This is a genomic window from Arthrobacter ipis, from assembly GCF_014694315.1.
GTDB classification, from domain to species: Bacteria; Actinomycetota; Actinomycetes; order Actinomycetales; family Micrococcaceae; genus Arthrobacter; species Arthrobacter ipis.
Genome location: NZ_JAAOXD010000009.1, coordinates 24191 through 44900, shown reverse-complemented (window position 1 = coordinate 44900; position 20710 = coordinate 24191). Strand labels below are relative to the sequence as shown.

The 20710-nt window shown below is 67.1% G+C and carries 18 protein-coding genes and 1 pseudogene; 8 read left to right on the top strand and 11 right to left on the bottom strand.

Going from position 1 to position 20710, the window contains the following annotated elements:
• From G9E11_RS21280 to G9E11_RS18905, 8 genes and pseudogenes are all read right to left on the bottom strand, one after another.
• Positions 1-101, bottom strand: a pseudogene (locus G9E11_RS21280) (MBL fold metallo-hydrolase); the annotation flags it as partial.
• Positions 98-1237: an S-(hydroxymethyl)mycothiol dehydrogenase gene (locus tag G9E11_RS18935; RefSeq protein ID WP_190608705.1), complete on the bottom strand. Its 1140-nt coding sequence runs from the start codon at positions 1235-1237 to the stop codon at positions 98-100. The gene G9E11_RS18935 and the pseudogene G9E11_RS21280, both read right to left, overlap by 4 nt.
• Positions 1238-1296: 59 nt before the next feature.
• Entirely contained in the window at positions 1297-2946 is a 1650-nt protein-coding gene (locus G9E11_RS18930; RefSeq protein ID WP_190608703.1) for an APC family permease, read from the bottom strand.
• A gap of 164 nt (positions 2947-3110) precedes the next feature.
• A complete protein-coding gene (locus G9E11_RS18925; RefSeq protein WP_190608702.1) occupies positions 3111-4619 on the bottom strand; it encodes an aldehyde dehydrogenase family protein in 1509 nt (502 codons plus the stop codon).
• Between the two features lie 3 nt (positions 4620-4622).
• On the bottom strand, positions 4623-6341 hold the full coding sequence (gene betA / locus G9E11_RS18920; RefSeq protein WP_190608701.1) for a choline dehydrogenase: 1719 nt from the start codon (positions 6339-6341) through the stop codon (positions 4623-4625).
• A 337-nt stretch (positions 6342-6678) separates the two neighbouring features.
• A complete protein-coding gene (locus tag G9E11_RS18915) occupies positions 6679-7263 on the bottom strand; it encodes a TetR/AcrR family transcriptional regulator (RefSeq protein ID WP_190608700.1) in 585 nt (194 codons plus the stop codon).
• A gap of 38 nt (positions 7264-7301) precedes the next feature.
• Complete coding sequence (locus tag G9E11_RS18910) at positions 7302-8702, bottom strand: sensor histidine kinase (RefSeq protein ID WP_246469058.1); 1401 nt, start codon at positions 8700-8702, stop codon at positions 7302-7304.
• Positions 8699-9382 carry a response regulator transcription factor gene (locus G9E11_RS18905; RefSeq protein ID WP_190608699.1) on the bottom strand — a complete coding sequence of 228 codons (684 nt, stop codon included), beginning with the start codon at positions 9380-9382 and terminating at the stop codon, positions 8699-8701. Before G9E11_RS18905 ends, G9E11_RS18910 begins: the two co-directional genes overlap by 4 nt.
• A 422-nt stretch (positions 9383-9804) precedes the next feature.
• On the opposite strand from G9E11_RS18905, the gene uraD reads away from it, so the two are divergent.
• From uraD to purM, 6 genes are read left to right on the top strand one after another with little or no spacing between them, the layout of a single operon-like run.
• Positions 9805-10302, top strand: coding sequence for a 2-oxo-4-hydroxy-4-carboxy-5-ureidoimidazoline decarboxylase (uraD, locus tag G9E11_RS18900; RefSeq protein WP_190608698.1), 498 nt, complete (start codon positions 9805-9807; stop codon positions 10300-10302).
• Positions 10299-10637 (top strand): hydroxyisourate hydrolase, encoded by a 339-nt coding sequence (gene uraH / locus G9E11_RS18895; RefSeq protein ID WP_190608696.1) that lies wholly within the window; start codon positions 10299-10301, stop codon positions 10635-10637. Before uraD ends, uraH begins: the two co-directional genes overlap by 4 nt.
• An 11-nt stretch (positions 10638-10648) precedes the next feature.
• Positions 10649-11506, top strand: a complete 858-nt coding sequence (locus G9E11_RS18890) for a fumarylacetoacetate hydrolase family protein (RefSeq protein WP_190608694.1) — start codon at positions 10649-10651, stop codon at positions 11504-11506.
• 56 nt (positions 11507-11562) lie between these two features.
• The gene (locus G9E11_RS18885) at positions 11563-11997 is read left to right on the top strand and encodes a hypothetical protein (protein ID WP_311764418.1); all 435 of its coding nucleotides are present in this window, start codon (positions 11563-11565) and stop codon (positions 11995-11997) included.
• 47 nt (positions 11998-12044) lie between these two features.
• On the top strand, positions 12045-13775 hold the full coding sequence (gene purF / locus G9E11_RS18880) for an amidophosphoribosyltransferase (RefSeq protein WP_190608692.1): 1731 nt from the start codon (positions 12045-12047) through the stop codon (positions 13773-13775).
• Positions 13775-14938 carry a phosphoribosylformylglycinamidine cyclo-ligase gene (gene purM / locus G9E11_RS18875; protein ID WP_190608689.1) on the top strand — a complete coding sequence of 388 codons (1164 nt, stop codon included), beginning with the start codon at positions 13775-13777 and terminating at the stop codon, positions 14936-14938. Before purF ends, purM begins: the two co-directional genes overlap by 1 nt.
• Positions 14939-15089: 151 nt before the next feature.
• Here the strand turns inward: purM and G9E11_RS18870 are convergent, their stop codons facing one another.
• On the bottom strand, positions 15090-15899 hold the full coding sequence (locus G9E11_RS18870) for a VOC family protein (protein WP_190608688.1): 810 nt from the start codon (positions 15897-15899) through the stop codon (positions 15090-15092).
• Positions 15900-16135: 236 nt separating this feature from the next.
• Positions 16136-16369 carry a DUF3073 domain-containing protein gene (locus G9E11_RS18865; protein ID WP_003803040.1) on the bottom strand — a complete coding sequence of 78 codons (234 nt, stop codon included), beginning with the start codon at positions 16367-16369 and terminating at the stop codon, positions 16136-16138.
• A 326-nt stretch (positions 16370-16695) separates the two neighbouring features.
• Between G9E11_RS18865 and G9E11_RS18860 the strand changes: the two genes are divergently transcribed.
• Positions 16696-17409 carry a septum formation family protein gene (locus tag G9E11_RS18860; protein WP_190608685.1) on the top strand — a complete coding sequence of 238 codons (714 nt, stop codon included), beginning with the start codon at positions 16696-16698 and terminating at the stop codon, positions 17407-17409.
• A 36-nt stretch (positions 17410-17445) separates the two neighbouring features.
• Here G9E11_RS18860 and clpB read toward each other — a convergent pair whose 3' ends face one another.
• Positions 17446-20103, bottom strand: a complete 2658-nt coding sequence (gene clpB, locus G9E11_RS18855) for an ATP-dependent chaperone ClpB (RefSeq protein ID WP_190608683.1) — start codon at positions 20101-20103, stop codon at positions 17446-17448.
• Positions 20104-20374: 271 nt separating this feature from the next.
• Here clpB and G9E11_RS18850 point away from each other — a divergent pair, with 271 nt between their 5' ends.
• Positions 20375-20710, top strand: a complete 336-nt coding sequence (locus G9E11_RS18850) for a YciI family protein (protein WP_190608681.1) — start codon at positions 20375-20377, stop codon at positions 20708-20710.

Below are 20710 nucleotides of genomic sequence, written 5' to 3'. Positions count from 1 at the left end.
GTGTCGTTGCCGACGATCCAGACGTTGTTGTCCACATCCCAGGTCCCGCCGTCGAGCGAGAACGTGCCGGAGGTGACGAGGTTTTCGATCGTGACCCTCATGCGGAGGCCACCGCCGGTTCGGCAGCAGCGGCTGTGGGGGCTCCCGCCGGCTGGATTTCCACAACTGAGCGGAGGACTTTGCCTTCGTGCATTTTGTCGAAGGCTTCCTCGACCTGGTCGATGGTGATGCGTTCGGAGACGAACGCGTCCAGGTCCAGGTTGCCGGCCTTGTAGTGGGCCACGAGCATGGGGAAGTCGCGGGAAGGCAGGCAGTCCCCGTACCAGGAGGACTTCAGCGACCCGCCCCGCCCGAAGACATCCAGCAGCGGCAACTCCAGGACCATCTCCGGGGTCGGGACGCCGACCAGGACCACGCGGCCGGCCAGATCCCGGGCGTAGAAGGCCTGCTTGTAGGTTTCCGGGCGGCCGACGGCCTCGATCACGACGTCGGCGCCGTTCCCGTTCGTGAGGGCCCGGATCGCCTCGACCGGGTCGGAGGTGCGGGAGTTCACCCCGTGCGTGGCGCCCAACGTCTTGGCCATCTCGATTTTGTTCTCGTCGATGTCCACGGCGATGATCGTGGTGGCCCCGGCGAGCTTAGCGCCGGCGATCGCGGCGATGCCCACCCCGCCGCAGCCGATCACGGCCACCGATTCGCCGCGCTTGACCTCACCGGTGTTGATCGCCGCGCCGATGCCGGCCATCACACCGCAGCCCAGCAGCCCCACCGCGGCCGGGTCCGCGTCCTCATCGACCTTGGTGCACTGCCCGGCAGCGACCAGGGTCTTCTCCGCGAACGCCCCGATCCCCAGCGCCGGGGACAGCACGGTGCCGTCCTCCAGGGTCATCTTCTGCGTCGCGTTCGCGGTGTTGAAACAGTACTGCGGCTGGCCCTTCGCACACGCCCGGCACTGCCCGCAGACCGCACGCCAGTTCAGGATCACCCGGTCACCCGGGGACACCTCGGTGACACCCTCACCCACCGCCGAGACCACACCGGTCGCCTCATGGCCCAGCAGATACGGAAACTCATCCCCGATCCCGCCCAGCTTGTAATGCAGGTCCGTGTGGCACACCCCGCACGTCAGAACATCCACCAGGGCCTCGCCAGGACCCGGATCCGGCACCAGGATCGTCTCCACCGACACCGGAGCGTCCTTCGCCCTGACAACAACAGCCTTGACTTTATGAACCATGAGTCAATGTTCCTTTCCTGAGTCCCGGGGACTCGTTGGCAACGGCACCCGTTGCCAATCTAGCTGACTCGTTGCGGTTCAAGATCATCTTCCATCGGATCAAGGCCACCCTCCGCGCCTCCGCCTGCCCTGACCGGCTGCGGCTGCGGCTGCCCAGCCTCGCCCGAGGACGGGTGGGCCGCCACGGCAGCTGCATGCTCGGCCAGGACACCGGTCTGGTGCCTGATCTTCAGGCGGTAGAGCAGCGTGCCGCCAATGGTCACGGCGGCGACGAAGAGGACGCCACCCCACTGGAAGTACCACTCGAACGGCGGCACCGAGTTGTAGATTTCCGGCCGCGGCCAGATGAGGTTCAGCGTCATCGCCCCGCCCCAGAGCACGGCGAGGATGTTCACCGGAAGTCCCCATTTGCCCATGCTGAAGCCCACTTCATCCTGGCCTTCATGGCGCAGGGGCCACTTCTTCAGGAACCGCTTGCGCAGCATGGGAACGGTGACCAGCAGGTAGGACAGGTAGATCAGGACGATGCTGATGCTGGACAGAATCGTGAAGATCGCGGGCTGCATGACATTGACCAGCAGCGGGATAACGGCCAGGACGCCGATCACGATGGCCGCGATGGTGGGCGTCTTGCGGACCGGATCCACCTTGCTGAGCTGGCGGCTGAAGGGCAGGTTGTTGTCCCGGGCCATAGCGAACATCATGCGGATGGCAGCGGCGTGGACGGCCAGTGTGCAGACCACCACAGCCACCACGATGCACACCAGGAAGGCCTTGCCGAAGGGTCCGCCGAGGACAGAGAGGACGATGTGCTGCAGTCCGCCATCCGCCGCACCGATCTTGGGGTCGGTGAGGTCCGGCGCCGCCAGGATACCGAAGAGCAGGATCAGCCCGCCCAGCAGGAAGGAGGCGGTGACGGCCCTCAGGATTGCCTTGGGTGCCGTACGCTTGGGGTCCTTCGTTTCCTCGCCGAGGGAGCTGGCGGTGTCGAAGCCGTACATGACGTAGCCGGAGGCCATCGCGCCGATGAGGAACACGCCGAAGAATCCCAGGTCGTGGCCTTCGCCGAACCCGGCGGTGTCGAAGAAGACCTCGGGTCCCCGCGCCACATGCCAGCCCAGCGCGAGGATCAGCAGCACGGCCGCGACCAGCTCGACGAACACGCCGATACTGTTGATCATGGTCATGAGCTTCACGCCAAAGGCGTTGATAAGGGTGGAAATGGTGATCATGATGGTGGCCAGCACGACGCCGTTCATGGCGAAATCAAAGGGGCCGGTGCCATCACCGACGATCTGGAATCCGGACCACAGCTGCGGCAGGGTGATCTGCAGTGCCAGCGCCACGGACCCCAGCGCCATGATGGAGGACAGCAGCAGCAGCCAGCCGGCGAGCCAGGCCGAGGTCCCGGAGGCGAGGCGCTTGGCCCAGTTGTAGACCGAGCCGGCCACCGGGTAGCGGCCTGCCAGTTCGGCAAAGCACAGCGCCACCATCAGCTGGCCGACGAAAACGATGGGCCAGGACCACGCGTATGCAGGGCCGGCCATGGAGAAACCAAAGTAGAACAGTTGAAAAACGCCGGTGAGGATGGAGATATAACTGACGCCGGCGGCGAAGCTGGCGAACTTGCCGATGCTCCGGTCCAGGGTCTGGGCATAGCCGAACTCGTCCATGCCGCTTGAATCAGTACTCTTGCTGGGTTCCAACATCTGAACTCCTAAGTAAGAAAAGCACGATGGTGATGACCCGCGGCCGCCTTTGGACGCGGGTAACACTACACGCACATGAAACCGAATGCAGTTGGAATCATGCAGGTGTATCGACGGCCGGGCACCGCGCTGCAGCGCCCGGCCGTCTCCCCCAAAGTTGATGCCTAGCCGGCTGCGCCGAACCAGCCGCTGGGGGCCGGGGCGATGTTCTGCCAGATGTGCTTGGCCTCGCGGTACTCAGCCAGGCCGGCCTGGCCGAGTTCACGTCCGATCCCGGACTTCCCGAATCCGCCCCATTCCGCCTGCGGCACGTACGGGTGGTAGTCGTTGATCCATACCGTGCCGTGCCGGAGGGCGCCCGCGACGCGCTGCGCCTTGGACGCGTCCGAGGTCCACACCGCGCCGGCCAGGCCGTACTCGGTGTCGTTCGCGATCGCGACGGCCTCGGCCTCGGTCCGGAACGTCTCAACCGTCAGCACCGGTCCGAACGATTCCTCCCGCAGCACACTCATCCCGGACCGGCAGTTGCCCAGCACCGTCGGCGGGTAGAAGAAACCGTCAGCGAGCGGCCCGTCGTCGGGCATATAGCCGCCACACAGCAGCTCCGCGCCCTCCGCGATGCCGGCCTGCACGTACGCGTGGACCTGGTCCCGGTGCCTGGCGGAAATGAGCGGCCCCGTCTCGGCGTCGGAATCAAACGGTCCGCCCATCCGGATCTTCTTCGCCCGCTCCACCACCTCGGCCACGAAACGCTCCGCGATCGTCTCCTCGACGACGAGCCGCGCACCTGCCGAGCAGACCTGGCCGGAGTGCAGGAACACCGCGGTCAGCGCGTTATCGACTGCGGCATCCCAGTCCGCGTCCGCGAAGACGACGTTCGGGTTCTTCCCGCCAAGCTCGAACGCCACCCGCTTCACCGTTTCCGCGGCGGCGGCCATGATCGTCTGCCCCGTGGCAAGGCTTCCGGTCAGCGATACCAGGTCCACGCGCGGGTCGGAACTGAGCGGTCCGCCCACCTTCGAGCCGGACCCGGTGACCAGGTTCGCGACGCCGGCGGGGACGCCTGCCTCCGCGAGGGTCTCCATCAGCAGGATCGAGGTCGACGGCGTGAGCTCGCTGGGCTTGAGCACGAACGAGTTCCCCGCCACCAAGGCCGGGGCGACCTTCCACGCCGCCTGCAGCAGCGGATAGTTCCACGGCGCAATCAGCGCGCAGACCCCCAACGGCTCGTACACCACACGGCTGATCGCATCCACCCGGCCGGTGTCGATGACCCGGCCGGCGTCCAGCCCGGCGACCTTGCCGTAATACCGGAAGCATGCGGCGATATCGTCCATGTCGTATTCCGCCTCGACGAGCCGCTTGCCCGTGTCCAGCGCCTCCGCCCTGGCGTACGCGGCCTTGTCCCGCTCGAGCAGATCGGCAACGCGCAGCAACACCGCACCCCGCTCAATATCGGTCAGCCGCCGCCACGGGCCGTCGTCGAACGCCGCCCGTGCGCTGGCGATCGCCCGCTCCGCGTCCTCCACCGTCGACGAGGCGACCACCGCCACCTCGCGCCCGTCTGCCGGGCAGCGCACGTTGGTGGTCCCGCCGTCGGACGCCTGTTGCCAGGCGCCGTCGATGTACAGGCCCCGGGCGAGCTTCAGTTCAGTATCGATCGTCACACTCATCCCCTAGCCCTTCGCCGCAACGGCAGCTGCTGCTACTGGCATGGATCCGCCGCGTTCCAGCGGGCTCACGCCGTGCCGGTAGAACTCGGCGTGCTGGGGCGCGAGCGGCGCCTTGCCGGCGATCAGGTCGGCGGCCTTTTCGGCGAGCATCATCACGGGAGCGTAGATGTTGCCGTTGGTCACGTAGGGCATGGCGGACGCGTCGACCACGCGGAGGCCGCGCGTGCCGTGCACGCTCATGTCCAGCGGGTTCACCACGGCCATGGGATCGGAGTCCGGACCCATCTTCGCGGTACAGGACGGGTGCAGCGCCGTCTCGGCGTCGCGGGCAACCCAGTCAAGGATCTCCGCGTCGGTCTGCACGCTCCGGCCGGGAGAAAGCTCGCCGCCGCTGAAGGGACCCATGGCGGACTGGCCGAGGATGTCGCGGGCAACGTGGATCGCCTCGACCCACTCGCGGCGATCCTGATCGGTGGAAAGGTAGTTGAAAAGCATGGACGGGTGCACCGTGGGGTCAGTGGACTTGATCTTCAGGCTGCCGCGGGCGTCGGAGTACATGGGTCCGATGTGCACCTGGTAGCCGTGCTTGGCGTCCGCCTTCTGGCCGTCGTAGCGGACGGCGACCGGGAGGAAGTGGAACATCAGGTTGGGGTAGGCCACGTCGTCGTTGGAGCGGACGAATCCGCCGCCCTCGAAGTGGTTGGTGGCGGCGGGACCCTTGCGTCCCAGCATCCACTGGAGCCCGATCAGGGGGTAGCGCCACAGGTCCAGGTTGGGCTGCATGGAGACCGGCTGGGTGCAGGCGTGCTGGATGTAGACCTCGAGGTGGTCCTGGAGGTTTTCGCCGACGCCGGGCAGGTTGACCACGGAGTTGATGCCCAGCGAGTTCAGGTGGGCGGCATCGCCGACGCCGGAGAGCTGCAGCAGCTGCGGCGTGTTGATGGCGCCGCCAGCCAGGATCACTTCACCCGCGGTCACCTGGTGGGTCTTGCCGTTGCGGCGGTAGGTGACGCCGGTGGCCACGTTGCCCTTGAAGTTGACCTTGGTGACGAGGGCCCGGGTCAGGACGGTCAGGTTCTTCCGGCCGAATTCGGGCCGCAGGTAGGCGCGGGAGGCGGAGAGCCGCTGGCCCTTGTGGACGTTGCGGTCGAACGCGGCGAAGCCCTCCTGGCGGTAGCCGTTGACGTCGTCGGTCAGCGGGTAGCCGGCTTGCTGGGCGGCGGCGAAGAAGGCCTGGAACAGCGGGTTGGTGGCGGGGCCCCGTTCCAGCACCAGCGGGCCGGAGTGTCCGCGCAGTTCATCGTCGGGATCGGCTGCGAGCGCGTTTTCCATCCGGTTGAAGTACGGAAGGCAGTGCGCGAAGTCCCACGTTTCCATGCCGGCGTCGGCGCCCCAGCGTTCGTAGTCGAGCGGGTTTCCGCGCTGGAAGATCATGCCGTTGATGGAGCTGGAGCCGCCCAGGACCTTGCCGCGGGCATGCGCCACGCGGCGGCCGCCCATGTGGGGCTCGGGATCGGACTCGTAGCGCCAGTCATAGAGCGGGTTGCCGCTGGGGAAGGTCAGCGCGGCGGGCATCTGGATGAAAAGGTCCCAGGGGTAGTCGCTCCGTCCGGCTTCGAGAACCAGGACGCTGCTCTGGCCTCCGTCGCTCAGGCGGTTGGCAAGCACGGAACCCGCGCTTCCGCCGCCGACGATGACGTAATCGTAGTTGGTCTGTGTCATGAAAAATCTCCTTCTACCTGGTGCAGATCAGCGTTCACGAAGGTGTGAGTCCTTGGTTTGCCCCGGGCTCTTAGGTGACCGGTGGCCCATAACGCGATGTGGGGGTTGACGGGTTGGTCAGAAGCTGTGGCGAGTGAAGTGCCTGGGCCGGAAATCGGAGGCCGCCGATGAAACGCCTTTATTTCCGCGGGACCCCGTTTGTGTGGTGTAGGTCATACACATGCAGAATAGTCCAGCTTGAACAAGTGTTCAAGGTTAAAACTGAACCGATGTTCAAGAATTTTTGTTCATGGGCTGCCGGGGCCGTGTGCGCGTGTTTTAGCTTGGGCTTGATCCGCTAGCCGGCGAAGGCGATCTGCTCCGTGCGGGCGAGGCTCCTCCGGATGGATGCCTCGTCTACCCCAAGGAGCGCCGTCAGCCACATGCCGTTTTGCACGACGACGATGTCGGCTGCCCGCTCCCTGCATTCATCGCGGGAGAGCTCGGGTTTGGCATTCCCTATCAGCGTCGCGAGCCCATCGAGATACCGCTCAAACGCCGCCGCGTTGATTAATCCAAAGTCTTCATGGGCTTGCGCCAGCGCCCAAAGATGGAGGCGCAGTGACAGATATTGTGTGGTCAGGAGTTCCGGGCCGGCAACGCGCCGGAGGGCCGTGCGGAGCTGCTCGTCGGGGGGCGACGCGGGGTCGGCTGCGACCAGCCTGAGGTCGTGCTCGTCGATCCGGTGCAAGGCCGCACGGATCAGGCTCGACTTGTCTTCGTAGTAGTAATTCACGAGCCCCAGTGCGACGCCGGCTTCCCGGGCCACAGCGCGCATATTCACACCCGAGATGCCGTGGCGTGACAGCAGGCTGAGCGCCGCTTCAAGAATGCGTGCCTGCCTGTCGAGCTGTTCGCCGGAGTTCACGGTGCTTGTATCCACTTGGCCAGACTATGGCGAAACCCGTCAGGGTGCATCCGTCAGGGGCGCGGGGCGGCCTTGAATGTGACGCGCGCGTCCAGGCCCCGGGCTCCCGGCCTGGCGTGGAGGGAGGCGGCGGCGCCGCTGGCTTCGGCGAGCTGCTGGACGATTGCCAGGCCCAGGCCGCTGCCCTCGGACGTCGACTGGCCGCGCCAAAAGCGGTTGAAGGCCTTCTGCCGGTCTTCCTCGGAAAGCCCGGGGCCGTCGTCGAGCACGTGAAGCTCATAACCTCCCGAGGTACCGTCAGGGCGGACCACCAGCCGGACTTCCGAGTCCGGCGGGGCCACGGCCAGGGCGTTGTCGATGAGGTTGTCGATGATCTGTTCGGCCGCGCCGGGCATGGCCACCACCCTGGCCTCCGGGACCGCGTCCAGTACTGTCCGCACCCCGCTTTCCTCGGCCAGCGCTTCCCACTGATCCACACGGTTCCGGGCGATCACGCTGAGGTCCACATCCTCCCGGTCCATATGGCGGCTGTCCGCCCTGCTCAGGAGGAGCAGGCCCTCAATGATGCGCTGTAGCCGGTATGTCTCTTCCAGAGAGTCGGCCACCATGACGCGCGCGCCTTCCGGATCATTGCCGACGGCATCCACGGCGTTCTCCAGCCGCAGCCGCAGCCCCGTCAGCGGGGTGCGCAGCTGGTGCGACGCGTCGCTGGCAAACCCCCGCTGCTGCTGCAGCAGGTGCTCCAGGCGGTCCGCCATCCGGTTGAAGGACCGGGCCAGGGTGCGCAGCTCCGGCGGCCCCTGTTCCTCCTCGGTGCGGGTGTCGAGGCTGCCTTCCGCGAGCAGTTCGGTGGCCTTCTGAAGCCGCTTGATCCGCCTGGTCACGGCCCCGGCCATCAGGTAGGCCAGCAGTCCCGCGAGCAGCACGGTGATGCCCGCAACCGCCCACATCACCCTCAGCTGGCCGGAGACGCGGTCATCCACTACGGACGCAGGGTAGGTCAGGCGCACCGCACCAGTGATGTTCTCGCCGCTGAGGACGGGAACGGTGACGTAGACCAGGTCGAACCCCAAGGTGTCGGAGTGCCGCTGGCCCGAGGTGATCTGGCCGGCGAGCGCGGCGGAAATCTCGGGGCGCGAAAGGTAAGAGGCCCCGGTAGCCGACTGGTCGTCGTCGGACGTTGCCACGGCTGCACCGGAACGGTCCACCACCACCACGCGGGCCCCGCTGGCCTGGCCGTAATCGCGGACGGCGGCGGCCACGGTGCCGGGTGCCGGCCCGCCCGCTTCGAGCAGCTGCCGCGCCCGGCCGCTGAGCAGGAAGGCGTCACGTTCAAGTGAGGTGGCCAGCCGGTCGCGTTCCACGCGGACCAGGTAGCTGCCCAGCGGTACGTCCTGCACCAGCACCACCAGAAGCGTGATGGCCATGAACACGGAAATCAGCCGCCACCTCATCCGGGCACGTCCAGCCTGAACCCTACGCCGCGCACCGCCTCGATCCAGCGGGGGTCGCCGAGCTTCTTGCGGATGGCTGCCACGTGCGCGTCCAGGGTCTTGGTGGTTCCGTACCAGGTGCCGTCCCACACCGCGCGCAGAATGTCGCCGCGCTGGCACACGGCGCCGGGGTCCTCTGCGAGGTAGTACAGGAGCTCGAACTCCTTGGCGGTGAGGTGGATTTCGGTCCCGTCCACCTGGACCCGCCGGGAGCGCTGGTCAATGCTCAGGGTGCCGATGACCCGTGTGCCGTCAACCGGCGGGGTGGTCCCGGACTGCGGGTCGGCCGTGCGCCGGGCCACCGCCCGGATCCTGGCGACGAGCTCCCGCATCCCGAACGGCTTGACCAGGTAGTCGTCCGCCCCCAGCTCCAGTGCCAGCACCCGGTCGATCTCCTCGTCGCGGGCACTGACAACGATGATCGGCGTCTGTGTCAGGGACCTGATGGACCGGCAGACGTCCGTGCCGTCCATGTCCGGCAGGCCCAGGTCAAGGAGCACGAAATCAGGGCTGGAGGAGCGGACCTCGGCGAGCGCCCCTGCCCCGTCGGCGACGTGCCGGGCCTGGAAGCCGGCCCTGGTGAGGCCCTCCAGCACGCCGGCGGCCACCGATTCGTCGTCTTCAACCACCAGGATCTGCATATCCGATTATCTTCCGGCCGGAACGGTGCCGCGGCGGATAGCCACGGCCTGGACAGGCTACTTCTTTGAGCTTTGACAATTCTTGGCCCCTCAAGGTCCCCCAACCACCCCTCTCCATCCCCCAAAACCCTTCCTCAGATCCTGCAGGAAAAACCCAAACGGGTCCGCACCGATTGCGGAAGGGTTGGCCAAAAGCCTGCAAAAGCTGAGGGAGCGTCGGACGCCTGTCCGCACCCAACCCCTGCGGTAGTCTCTTGACACCGGCAGACATGCTCGGCTTCACTATTACGTATGCTGAAATAACAGTTCCATGATGCGGAACTCGATGATCCCTCGGAGAGGGGTTGCCGATCGCCGGGAGAAGACCCGGACCTCCGCATAGCCGTCACCATGGATGCCAGCATCTGCTTGAGGATCACAACGTGAAGCTTGCCGAATTCAATGCCGCGGACAGGGACGCTGCCAACGCAGTCCTGCGCCCCTGCATCGACGTCCCCCGCTGGGTGGACCAGATCGCCGCTGGGCGCCCCTTTGCCTCCCGCGAGGAGCTCCTCGCGGGAGCCCGGGCCGCCGCCGCGCCGTTCACGCCGGACGAGGTGGAAGGCGCCATGGCCCACCACCCCAGGATCGGCGAACGCCCCGCCGCGCAGACCACCGAGGCTGCCATGTCCCGGTCCGAGCAGGCAGGTGTGGACCCGGCGGACACCGGCGTGGCGGACGCCCTGGCGCGCGGCAACCGCGCCTACGAGGAAAAGTTCGGCCGCGTCTTCCTGATCCGCGCCGCCGGACGCACGGCCCCCGAAATCCTGGCAGCGCTGAACCTGCGCCTGGCCAATACCCCGGCGCAGGAAGATGCCATCGTCGCGCAGCAGCTGCGGGAAATCGCCCTGCTGCGCCTGGAAGGAGTGATCAGCGAATGAGCGTTTCCCATGTAACAACCCACGTCCTGGACGCCGGCGCGGGACGCCCGGCGGCGGGTATCGCCGTCGTGCTTTACGCGAACGACGGCGGCAGCTGGACAAAGCTGGGCACCTGCACCACCGATGCGGACGGCCGCGCGAAGGACCTGGGACCGGAGGTCCTGGCCCCCGGCAACTACCGGCTCAACTTCGCTACCGGCGACTACTACGCCCAGCAGGGCGGCACCACGTTCTTCCCGGAGGTGGACCTGGTCTTCGAGGTCACCGGCACCGAGCATTACCATGTGCCGCTGCTGCTGAGCCCGTTCGCCTACTCCACCTACCGCGGCAGCTGAAAGGAAACAGAATGCGGCTGATGCGCATTGGCCCGGCGGGCAACGAGGTACCTGTGGTCATCGACGACGACGGCCAGGCCTACGATCTGCGGCCGGTCACCCAGGACATCGACGGCGACTTCCTCCAGACCTGGGCCGGCCAGCTCACTGACCTGGACCTGTCCGGCCTCCCCCTGGTAGCCCTCGACGGCAAACGGATCGGTGCGCCGATCGCCAGGCCGGGGGCAGTGATCGGCGTGGGCCTGAACTACGCCGCGCACGCCGCAGAATCCGGCCTGCCCGTGCCGGAACGGCCCATCATCTTCTTCAAGCATCCCAACACCGTGGTTGGTCCGGACGACGACGTCGTCATCCCGCCCGGGGCGCAGCGGGTGGACTGGGAGGTGGAGCTGGGCGTCGTAATCGGCCGGCGTGCCAGCTACCTGGCATCCGACGCCGAGGCGGCGGACTGCATCGCGGGTTACGTCCTGTCCAATGACGTCTCCGAGCGCGAGTACCAGCTGGAGCACTCCGGGCCGCAGTGGTCGCTGGGCAAGTCCTGCCCCACCTTCAACCCGGTGGGGCCCTGGCTGGTTCCAGCCACGGGAGTTGATGCGGACGGCATCCGCCTCGCCTCCTGGGTCAATGACGAGGTCCGGCAGGACAGCTCGACGGCGGACATGGTGTTCGGGCCGGCAGAGCTGGTCCGCCGGCTCTCGCAGTACATGGTGCTCGAACCCGGCGACCTCATCACCACCGGCACACCAGAAGGCGTGGCACTGTCCGGCCGCTTCCCGTACCTGTTAGCCGGCGACGTCATGCGGATGTCCGGCGGGGACGTCCTGGGCGAGCAGCGGCAGCGGCTGGTCCCGGCGGGCCCGCAGGCCTAAGCAGGCTTGACCCGCCGGGGCCGGCCGGCGGGCGGGATGACAGTAGGCTAGATGGCATGTCTTCCGACCAGCCCACCCCTGAACGGCACGAAATTCCTGAACGGCGCGAGATCACCGTCCGGCGCGCCCCCAAGTATGTTCCCTTCCTGATTCTTGGCGGGCTGGTGGGCTTCGCCGCGGCGGCGGGCATTGCGTACGCCCTGCCCGGCGATGCCAGCTACGACCGTGGCGCCGTGTACGGCTTCTTCATGGTGCCGTGCGCCGCAGCCGGTGTGATTCTCGGCGCAATTGCCGCCCTGGTGCTGGACCGCACCAGCGTGCGCCGCGCCCGGCGCGGAGTCGTCGAAGCGGTGCCGGAAGCGGAGATTTCTGCCGAAGGCACGGCACCGGCCACGCGCCCGGCCCCAGAACCGGGCACGGCAGCCGCCGCGGAACCGGGCCCCACACCGGAGCAGACCACAGACAACGGCGAGCCCGGCCCGCGGTCATAATCCGGCGGCCGGAATTTCCCTACCCCATGACGTGAGATAATCGACCAGTGGCACGCGGCGATGGAAAACTTTCTCATGATCTTCTCCCTGGCGAAAAGGGCCCACAGGACGCTTGCGGCGTCTTCGGGGTCTGGGCACCAGGTGAAGAAGTAGCAAAACTTACCTACTACGGGCTGTACGCATTGCAGCACCGCGGTCAGGAGTCGGCTGGCATAGCAACCAGCGACGGCAAGCGGATCAACGTCTACAAGGACATGGGCCTCGTATCCCAGGTCTTCGACGAGACCACGCTTAACACCCTGACCGGGCACCTGGCCGTCGGCCACTGCCGCTACTCCACCACCGGCGCCAGCCACTGGGCCAACGCCCAGCCCACCCTCGGTGCCACCAGCACCGGCACGGTGGCCCTGGCGCACAACGGCAACCTGACCAACACCGCCGAACTCAACGCCATGATCCTGGAACGCAACGACGGCCAGCTCAGCGGCGAAATGAAGCAGGGCAACACCTCGGACACCGCCCTGGTGACGGCACTGCTGGAGGGTGAAGAGGGCAAGTCCCTCGAACAGACCGCCATCGAGCTGCTCCCCAAGATCAAGGGCGGCTTCTGCTTCGTCTTCATGGACGAGGGCACCCTGTACGCCGCACGGGACACGTACGGCATCCGCCCCCTTTGCCTGGGCCGGCTGGAGCGCGGCTGGGTGGTGGCGTCCGAACAGTCCGCCCTGGCCACCGTGGGCGCCAGCTTCATCCGCGAAATCGAACCCGGCGAATTCATCGCCATCGATGAGCAGGGCGTGCGGTCCCAGCGCTTTGCGGAGCCGACGCCGGCCGGTTGCGTTTTCGAATACGTCTACCTCGCGCGCCCCGACGCCGCGATTGCCGGCCGGTCCGTGTACGAATCCCGTGTGGAGATGGGCCGCCAGCTGGCCCGCGAGAACACGCAGGAAGCGGACATCGTCATCCCGGTCCCCGAATCCGGCACCCCCGCAGCCGTGGGCTACGCCGAAGAATCCGGCATCCCGTTCGCGCACGGCTTTGTCAAGAACTCCTACGTGGGCCGCACGTTCATCCAGCCCTCGCAGACGCTGCGCCAGCTGGGCATCCGGCTGAAGCTCAACGCGCTGGAGTCCGTGATCCGCGGCAAGCGCGTGGTGGTGGTGGATGACTCGATCGTCCGCGGCAACACGCAGCGCGCCATCGTCCGGATGCTCCGCGAAGCCGGCGCCGCCGCCGTGCACGTCAAGATCTCCTCCCCGCCGGTCCAGTGGCCCTGCTTCTACGGCATCGACTTCGCCTCCCGCGCCGAGCTGATCGCCAACGGCGCCACGATCGAAGAGATCTCCCAGGCAATCGGCGCCGACTCGCTGGCCTATATTTCCGAAGACGGCATGATCGGCGCCACCCAGCAGCCCCGCGAACGGCTCTGCACCGCCTGCTTCACGGGCAAGTACCCCATCGAGCTCCCCGGCTCGGACAAACTGGGCAAGAACCTGCTTGAGCGCACGGACCTCGGCGGCCTGCCGGCCACCACGGCAGGCAGCGCCCCGGCCGCCTCCGGTGACGCCGCCGCGGAAGCGGCCATCGAACCGGCCACTGCCACACCGGGCAATCCGGACAGCATCCCCGTTACCGAGGACCCTGCCGAGAAGCCGGGCGCCACCGGCTGCGATCCGGGGCCGGATGCCGAGTTCGAGAACCTGCTCACCGACGCCGACCGCGTGCCCGATCTCCACCACGACGCTGCGACCGTCGGCGCTGACAAGAAAGAGTCCTGATGACTTCCGCTTCCTCCACTGCTGACATGAATGCTGCCCAGAACAACACCGGCATCACCTACGCGGCCGCCGGTGTGGACGTCGAGGCCGGCGACCGCGCCGTCGAACTCATGAAGGACGCCGTCAAGGCGACCCACAATGCATCGGTGATTGGCGGCGTCGGCGGTTTCGCGGGGCTGTACGACGTCTCGAAGCTCCTGACCTACAAGAAGCCCCTGCTCGCCACGTCCACGGACGGCGTCGGCACCAAGGTGGCCATCGCCCAGGCCATGGACATCCACGACACCATCGGCTACGACCTCGTGGGCATGGTGGTTGACGACATCGTGGTGGTGGGCGCCGAGCCGCTGTACATGACCGACTACATCGCCTGCGGCAAGGTGGTTCCGGAGCGCATCGCGGACATCGTCCGCGGCATCGCGGCCGCCTGCTCCGTGGCCGGCACCGCCCTGGTGGGCGGCGAAACCGCCGAGCACCCCGGACTGCTGGGCGAGCACGAGTACGACGTCGCCGGTGCCGCCACCGGCGTTGTTGAGGCAGACGCGCTGCTGGGACCGGACCGCGTTCGCGAAGGCGACGTGGTGATCGGCATGGCTTCCTCGGGCCTGCACTCCAACGGCTACTCCCTGGTCCGCCGCGTCATCAACCACGCCGGCTGGGCCCTGGACCGCCAGGTGTCCGAGCTCGGCCGCACGCTGGGCGAGGAACTGCTGGAACCCACCCGCGTCTACGCCGCCGACTGCCTGGACCTGGCGCGGGCTTTCCCCGTCACCGCTGACAAGGCCGTGCACGGCTTCAGCCACGTCACCGGTGGCGGGCTCGCCGCGAACCTGGCGCGCGTGCTGCCGCAGGGCCTCGTGGCCACCGTTGACCGCTCCACCTGGGAGCTGCCCGCCATCTTCAAGCTCGTCTCCGAGCTGGGCCGCGTCCCGCTGCCCGACCTGGAGCGCACGCTGAACCTCGGCGTCGGCATGGTGGCCGTGGTCTCCGCCGAAGCCGCAGACGCCGCCGTGGCCCGCCTCAACGAGCGCGGCCTGCCGTCCTGGATCATGGGCTCCGTCAGCGCCGATTCCGACGCCGTGGTCAAGACCGGCCCGGACTACGTGCAGGGCGCCAAGGGCGTGGACGGCGGCGCCGTCCAGCTGGTCAACGCCTACGCTTAGACACCGCGAGATCCTCATCGCGCGAGATCCTCATCGAGTGCTCCGTAACCGCCCTTTAGAACCTTCATAAGGGCAGGTTGGGCCCACGCCGGCAGGGTTCCCTGGCCGAGCTTGCGAGGCGAGGGGGCCGGTGGCGAGCACTCGATCTGTTTTAAACCTCCAGGACGCTGAACACGCCGCCCTGCGGGTCCTTCAGGGTGGCGATGGTGCCGCCGTCGTCGTCGAACTCCGGCTCCACCAGCACCTCGGCGCCGGCTGCCACGGCCGACAACACGGCTTCCTTGACGCTTGAGACGCCGAAGTAGACCTGCCAGCCGCGGCTGCCGGGATCGCCGTCCTCGTCGTCCCTGCCCTCGTCGTCCACGTCCTCCTGCGGGGCAGGGGCAATGCCCGCCACCTCCGCGCCGTTCACCATCAGGGTGGTGTAAGTTCCGCCGTCGTCCTGAGGGTATTCCGTCACCTCATGGCCGAACAGCTGCTGGAAAAACCCGACGGCGGCCTGCGGCTCGGGCGTGAGCAGTTCGGCCCAGGCGAAGGCACCGGGCTCGTTGTGCCGCCCGCTGCCGGGATGGGTTCCCGCCTGCCAAACGCCGGTGGCACCGCCGCCCGGCGGCTCCACAAACACCATGGTTCCGGTGTCGCCGATGTCCTCCGGCCCGAACTGCACCGCGCCGCCGGCATGGTCGGCTTCCTCCGCGGTGGACCGGGCGTCGTCCGTGGCAAAGTAGATGTTCCACTGCGCGGGCCGCTGCATGCCACCCTGCTGCGGCTGCGGTGCCACCGTTGCCACGACGTCGTCGTCCAGGAAGGCCTTCGCGTAACTGCGGCCATCCGGAGTCGGCAGGTCCTCATAGCGCCACCCGAACACGGCGGCGTAGAAGACCTTGGCGGCAGCCACATCGGGCGTCTGGACGTCCGTCCAGCAGAGCTCTCCAAGGCTGTACCCGCTGCGCTGAACCATGCGTCCGTACCTTTCGTTGGCTGAATTCTTTCCAGCCTAGTTCCTGAAGGGCACGGTTCCTACGGGCATGGTTCCTACGGGCGCGTTCCTGAGGAGCGGGTTCCCAAGGGGGCCTGCGCGGCAACGCCAAAGGCCCGTTGGGCACGCCAAAGACTGGCGTGCCCAACGGGCCTGATAACTATGGTGTACGACGGCGGCTCACAGCCAACTGCCTTAAGGCGGTTCAGCGGGAACGACTAACCGATACGACGGCTGTCTACCTCGTCGTCGTCTTCATCCAAATCGTCCGCGTACTTATCCACGTAGGCTGAATAGTCCGGCTCGACCGGTTCATTCGCGAAATGGCTCGTGGCACGACTTCCCGGACCCGTGAGCTCTCGCTGAAGGGCCGAATAATCAGTGTTCGGGGAGTAGTACTTGATATCCCGAGCCTGCTTGGTAGCTTTTGCCTTTTGACGGCCGCGCCCCATGGCGTGACCCCCTTTTGTACTTGGACCGGAGGTGGTCACCTTTGGCGATCGGTGAGGCCCCGGAATGTTTGGTCAGTTTGTCGTACCCCTAGATTACATGCTTTCGGCGGCATCTGCTTGCCACGGAGGCCTCCACAGACCACCGCGGTCCGCTTCTCCGCGGCAATCCGGGCCTCGCAGAGATTTTTTGTTCGATAGAGTCTCCTGAACGACTGAAATAAGCGGGCAGGGGAATCCGGCAACCGGCCGCCCGGGCCACACCCGCGGAAAGGCACATTGCCGGATACCCGCCGCCGAGCGCACGCCAGGAAGGGGTGCCGCCCCACATGAATGACAACGATCCCAGCCACGACGGGGAACGCGGGCTGGCCCGCGCCGTCGCCGTGCAACCCGAACCGGCCGAGCGCGAAACGGCAAAGCCGAGATCAGCCGCACCGGGACAAGCGCAACCCAATGCGGCCCGGCCAAAGAGCCTCACCGGAGCGCTCCGCTCCCGGCTCGCACAGCCCGAGGTCCGGCAAACCCTGCTCAAGTCCGGCTTTGTCGCCGCGCTGTTCGTGGTGGGCGGCCTGCTCGTGTGGCTTCTGACGTCACTCCTCGCGGGCGCCACCATGCAGGCGGCCAACCGGCCGGGCGCCGCGGCGGCGGATCCTGCCCCCGCCCCGGCGGCCGCGTCGCCCCGGCCAAGCCTGCCCCTGGCCAGCGTGAGCCCCCTGGACTTCCGGGTGGGCGACTGCCTCAAGGATTTCGATCCCGACACATCCAAGTCCACCGTGGTTGCCTGCACCACCGATCATTCTGCCCAGCTGGTGTCGGTCACCCACTACGCCGACGGCGACGCATACCCGGGCCGTGAAGCAATGAAGACCAGGGCCAGGGAAACGTGCCAGGACGCGCCGCTGACGGCGAAATCCAACGACTACAACCTGAACTACCGCCTCGCGTATCCGAGCACGGCCAGCTGGGCCAAGGGCGACCGCCGAGTGGACTGCTATGTCACCGCGTCCGGCAACATCCTCAAGGCAAGCCTGCTCCCCTAGTTCCCAAAGGGAACCAAGGGAGCGGCCAACCACCTGCTAGTCCCGGCGGCGGACCGTAAGCCCGCTGCCCAGCCGAGCGCCGCCGTCGGGCCCCGACAGAGCTTCCAGGCCCTCGACGGTGAGCTCCCCGAGATCGGCGGCGGTGTCCACGAGGACGGTGTCGCCGTCGGAGATTTCACCGGCCAGGATGGCCTTGGCCAGCCGGTCGCCGATTTCGCGCTGCACAAGGCGGCGCAGCGGCCGGGCGCCGTAGGCCGGGTCGAAGCCGGACATCGCCAGCCAGGAGCGGGCCCCTTCGGTGACCTCGAGCGAGAGCCGCCGCTCCTGCAGGCGCTTGGTCAGCTCCGCCACCTGCAGCTCGACGATCCGGGCGAGCTCGTCGACGGACAGCGGATCGAACAGCACTACCTCGTCCAGCCGGTTCAGGAACTCCGGCTTGAAGGAAGCGTTCACCGCGGCCATTACCGCGTTGCGCTTGGCGTTCGCATCCAGCGTCGGGTCCACGAGGAACTGGCTGCCCAGGTTGGAGGTGAGCACCAGGATTACGTTGCGGAAGTCCACGGTGCGGCCCTGGCCGTCGGTGAGGCGGCCGTCGTCGAGCACCTGCAGCAGGATGTCGAACACCTCGGGGTGGGCCTTCTCCACCTCGTCCAGCAGCACCACTGAGTACGGCCGGCGGCGGACGGCCTCGGTGAGCTGGCCGCCCTCCTCGTAGCCGACGTACCCTGGAGGCGCACCGACGAGGCGCGCCACGGAGTGCTTCTCGCTGTACTCGGACATGTCGATCCGCACCATGGCGCGTTCGTCGTCGAAAAGGAAGTCCGCGAGCGCCTTGGCGAGTTCGGTTTTGCCGACGCCGGTGGGGCCGAGGAACAGGAACGAACCGGTGGGCCGGTTAGGGTCACTGATGCCGGCGCGTGCGCGGCGCACCGCGTCGGAGACGGCGGTGACGGCCTTGGACTGACCGATCAGCCGCCTGCCGAGTTCCGCCTCCATGTGCAGCAGCTTCTGGCTTTCGCCTTGGAGCATGCGGCCGGCCGGAATGCCGGTCCATGCCGAGATGACCTCGGCGATGTCGTTGGCGGTGACCTCCTCCGCCACCATCAGGGCAGATTTGTCGGCGACGGCGGCCTCAGCCTCGGCGGCGTCGTTCAGTTCGCGCTCCAGTGCCGGAATTTCGCCGTAGAGGATCCGGGACGCTGTCTCCAGGTCACCTTCGCGCTGTGCCTTGTCCGCCGTGGACCGCAGCTCGTCCAGCTTTGCCTTCAGGTCGCCAACGCGGTTCAGGCCGGCTTTCTCGGCCTCCCAGCGCGCGTTCAGGCCGGCCAGCTGCTCCTTCTTGTCCGCCATGTCCGCCCGCAGGGCAGCGAGGCGCTCCACGGACGCGGCGTCAGTCTCCCCCTGCAGTGCGAGCTCCTCCATGGTGAGCCGGTCGACGGCGCGGCGGAGCTGGTCGATCTCCTCCGGGGCAGAGTCGATCTCCATGCGCAGCCGGGAGGCGGCCTCGTCCACGAGGTCGATCGCCTTGTCCGGCAGCTGCCTGCCGGAAATGTAGCGGTTGGAGAGCGTCGCGGCAGCCACCAGCGCGGAGTCGGCGATGGCAACTTTGTGATGGGCCTCGTACCGCTCCTTCAGGCCTCGCAGGATGCCGATGGTGTCGTCCACGCTGGGCTCCCCGACGTACACCTGCTGGAAGCGCCGCTCCAGGGCAGGGTCCTTCTCGATGTTCTCGCGGTACTCGTCGAGGGTGGTGGCGCCGATCAGCCGCAGCTCGCCCCGGGCCAGCATCGGCTTGAGCATGTTGCCGGCGTCCATGGCGCTTTCGCCGCTGGCCCCGGCTCCCACCACGGTGTGCAGCTCATCGATGAACGTGACGATCCGGCCGTCGGAGTTCTTGATCTCCTCAAGGACGGCCTTGAGGCGCTCCTCAAACTCGCCGCGGTACTTGGCGCCGGCCACCATGGAGGCCAGGTCAAGGGCGATCAGGGTCTTGCCCCGAAGGCTCTCCGGCACGTCGCCGGCGACGATGCGCTGGGCGAGGCCCTCGACGACGGCCGTCTTGCCTACGCCCGGCTCACCGATGATCACGGGGTTGTTCTTGGTGCGCCGGCTGAGAACCTGAATAATGCGGCGGATTTCGGCATCCCGCCCAATCACGGGGTCCAGCTTGCCGGAGCGGGCTGTGGCGGTCAGGTCGGTGCCGAACTTTTCCAGGGCCTGAAAGGTGTTCTCGGGATCGGGCGAGTTGACCTTGCGGTCGCCGCGGACACCCGGCAGGGCAGCTGTCAGCGCCTCATGCGACGCGCCGGCGTCGCGCAACAGCCTACCCACGCCGTCGCTTCCTGCCGAGAGGCCCAGCAACAGGTGCTCGGTGGAGACGAAGGAGTCGCCCAGCTTGTCGGCTTCGTTCTGGGCGTTCTGGATCGCCTGCAGGGAAGGCCGGGACAGCTGCGCCTGCTGGACCGAGCTTCCGGACGTGGCGGGCAGTGCCTTAATGGCGGTACTGGCCTGGACGCTGACGGTATCAGGGTCCGCTCCAGTGGCGCGGAGGAGCGCGACGGCGACGCCCTCGCGCTGATCCATGAGTGCCTTGAGCAGGTGGGCGGGTTCCACCTGCGGATTACCGGCCGTGGAGGCGTTCATGGCGGCAGCTGAAAGTGCCTCCTGGCTCTTGGTGGTGAATTTGGCGTCCAAAGAGTGCTCCTTTCGAAGACGGTTTAGCTAGGTTGAGTCTACTACGCTCAACTTTGCTTTCTACGTCTTAACAGCCAAGTTTTCCCACAGCGAAATACCCTCTCGCGGGCGGGCGAATTTTCCGTGAACGGTGGCCCTTGAACTGTATCCCCAGCGGCCGAATCCCCCTAGGATCGACCTGTGGCTGCCAGGGTCAAGCCCTTGAGGCGGCCGCTGCCAGGAGCGTCAGTCCACAATCCCAAAGACCACTACCCCAGAGACAGGACCGGCAATGAAGAAGTTTGTAGTTCTTTACAACGCACCGCAGTCGGCACAATCCCAGATGGCGGAGAGTTCCCCCGAAGCCGCGCAGGAGGGCATGAAGGCGTGGATGGAGTGGGCGTCCCGGGCCGGCAGCGGCATCGTCGATATGGGTCAGCCCCTGGGTGCCGGCAAGGAGGTCAGCCAGTCGGGCACCTCGGACACGAGCGCCAGCGTGGGCGGATACGGCATCCTGCAGGCCGAGGACATGGACGGCGCCCTGGCCCTCCTCGAGGGACACCCGCACCTTATGATGCCTGGCGCAAGCATCCAGGTGTACGAGACCCTCGACCTGCCCGGGATGTAA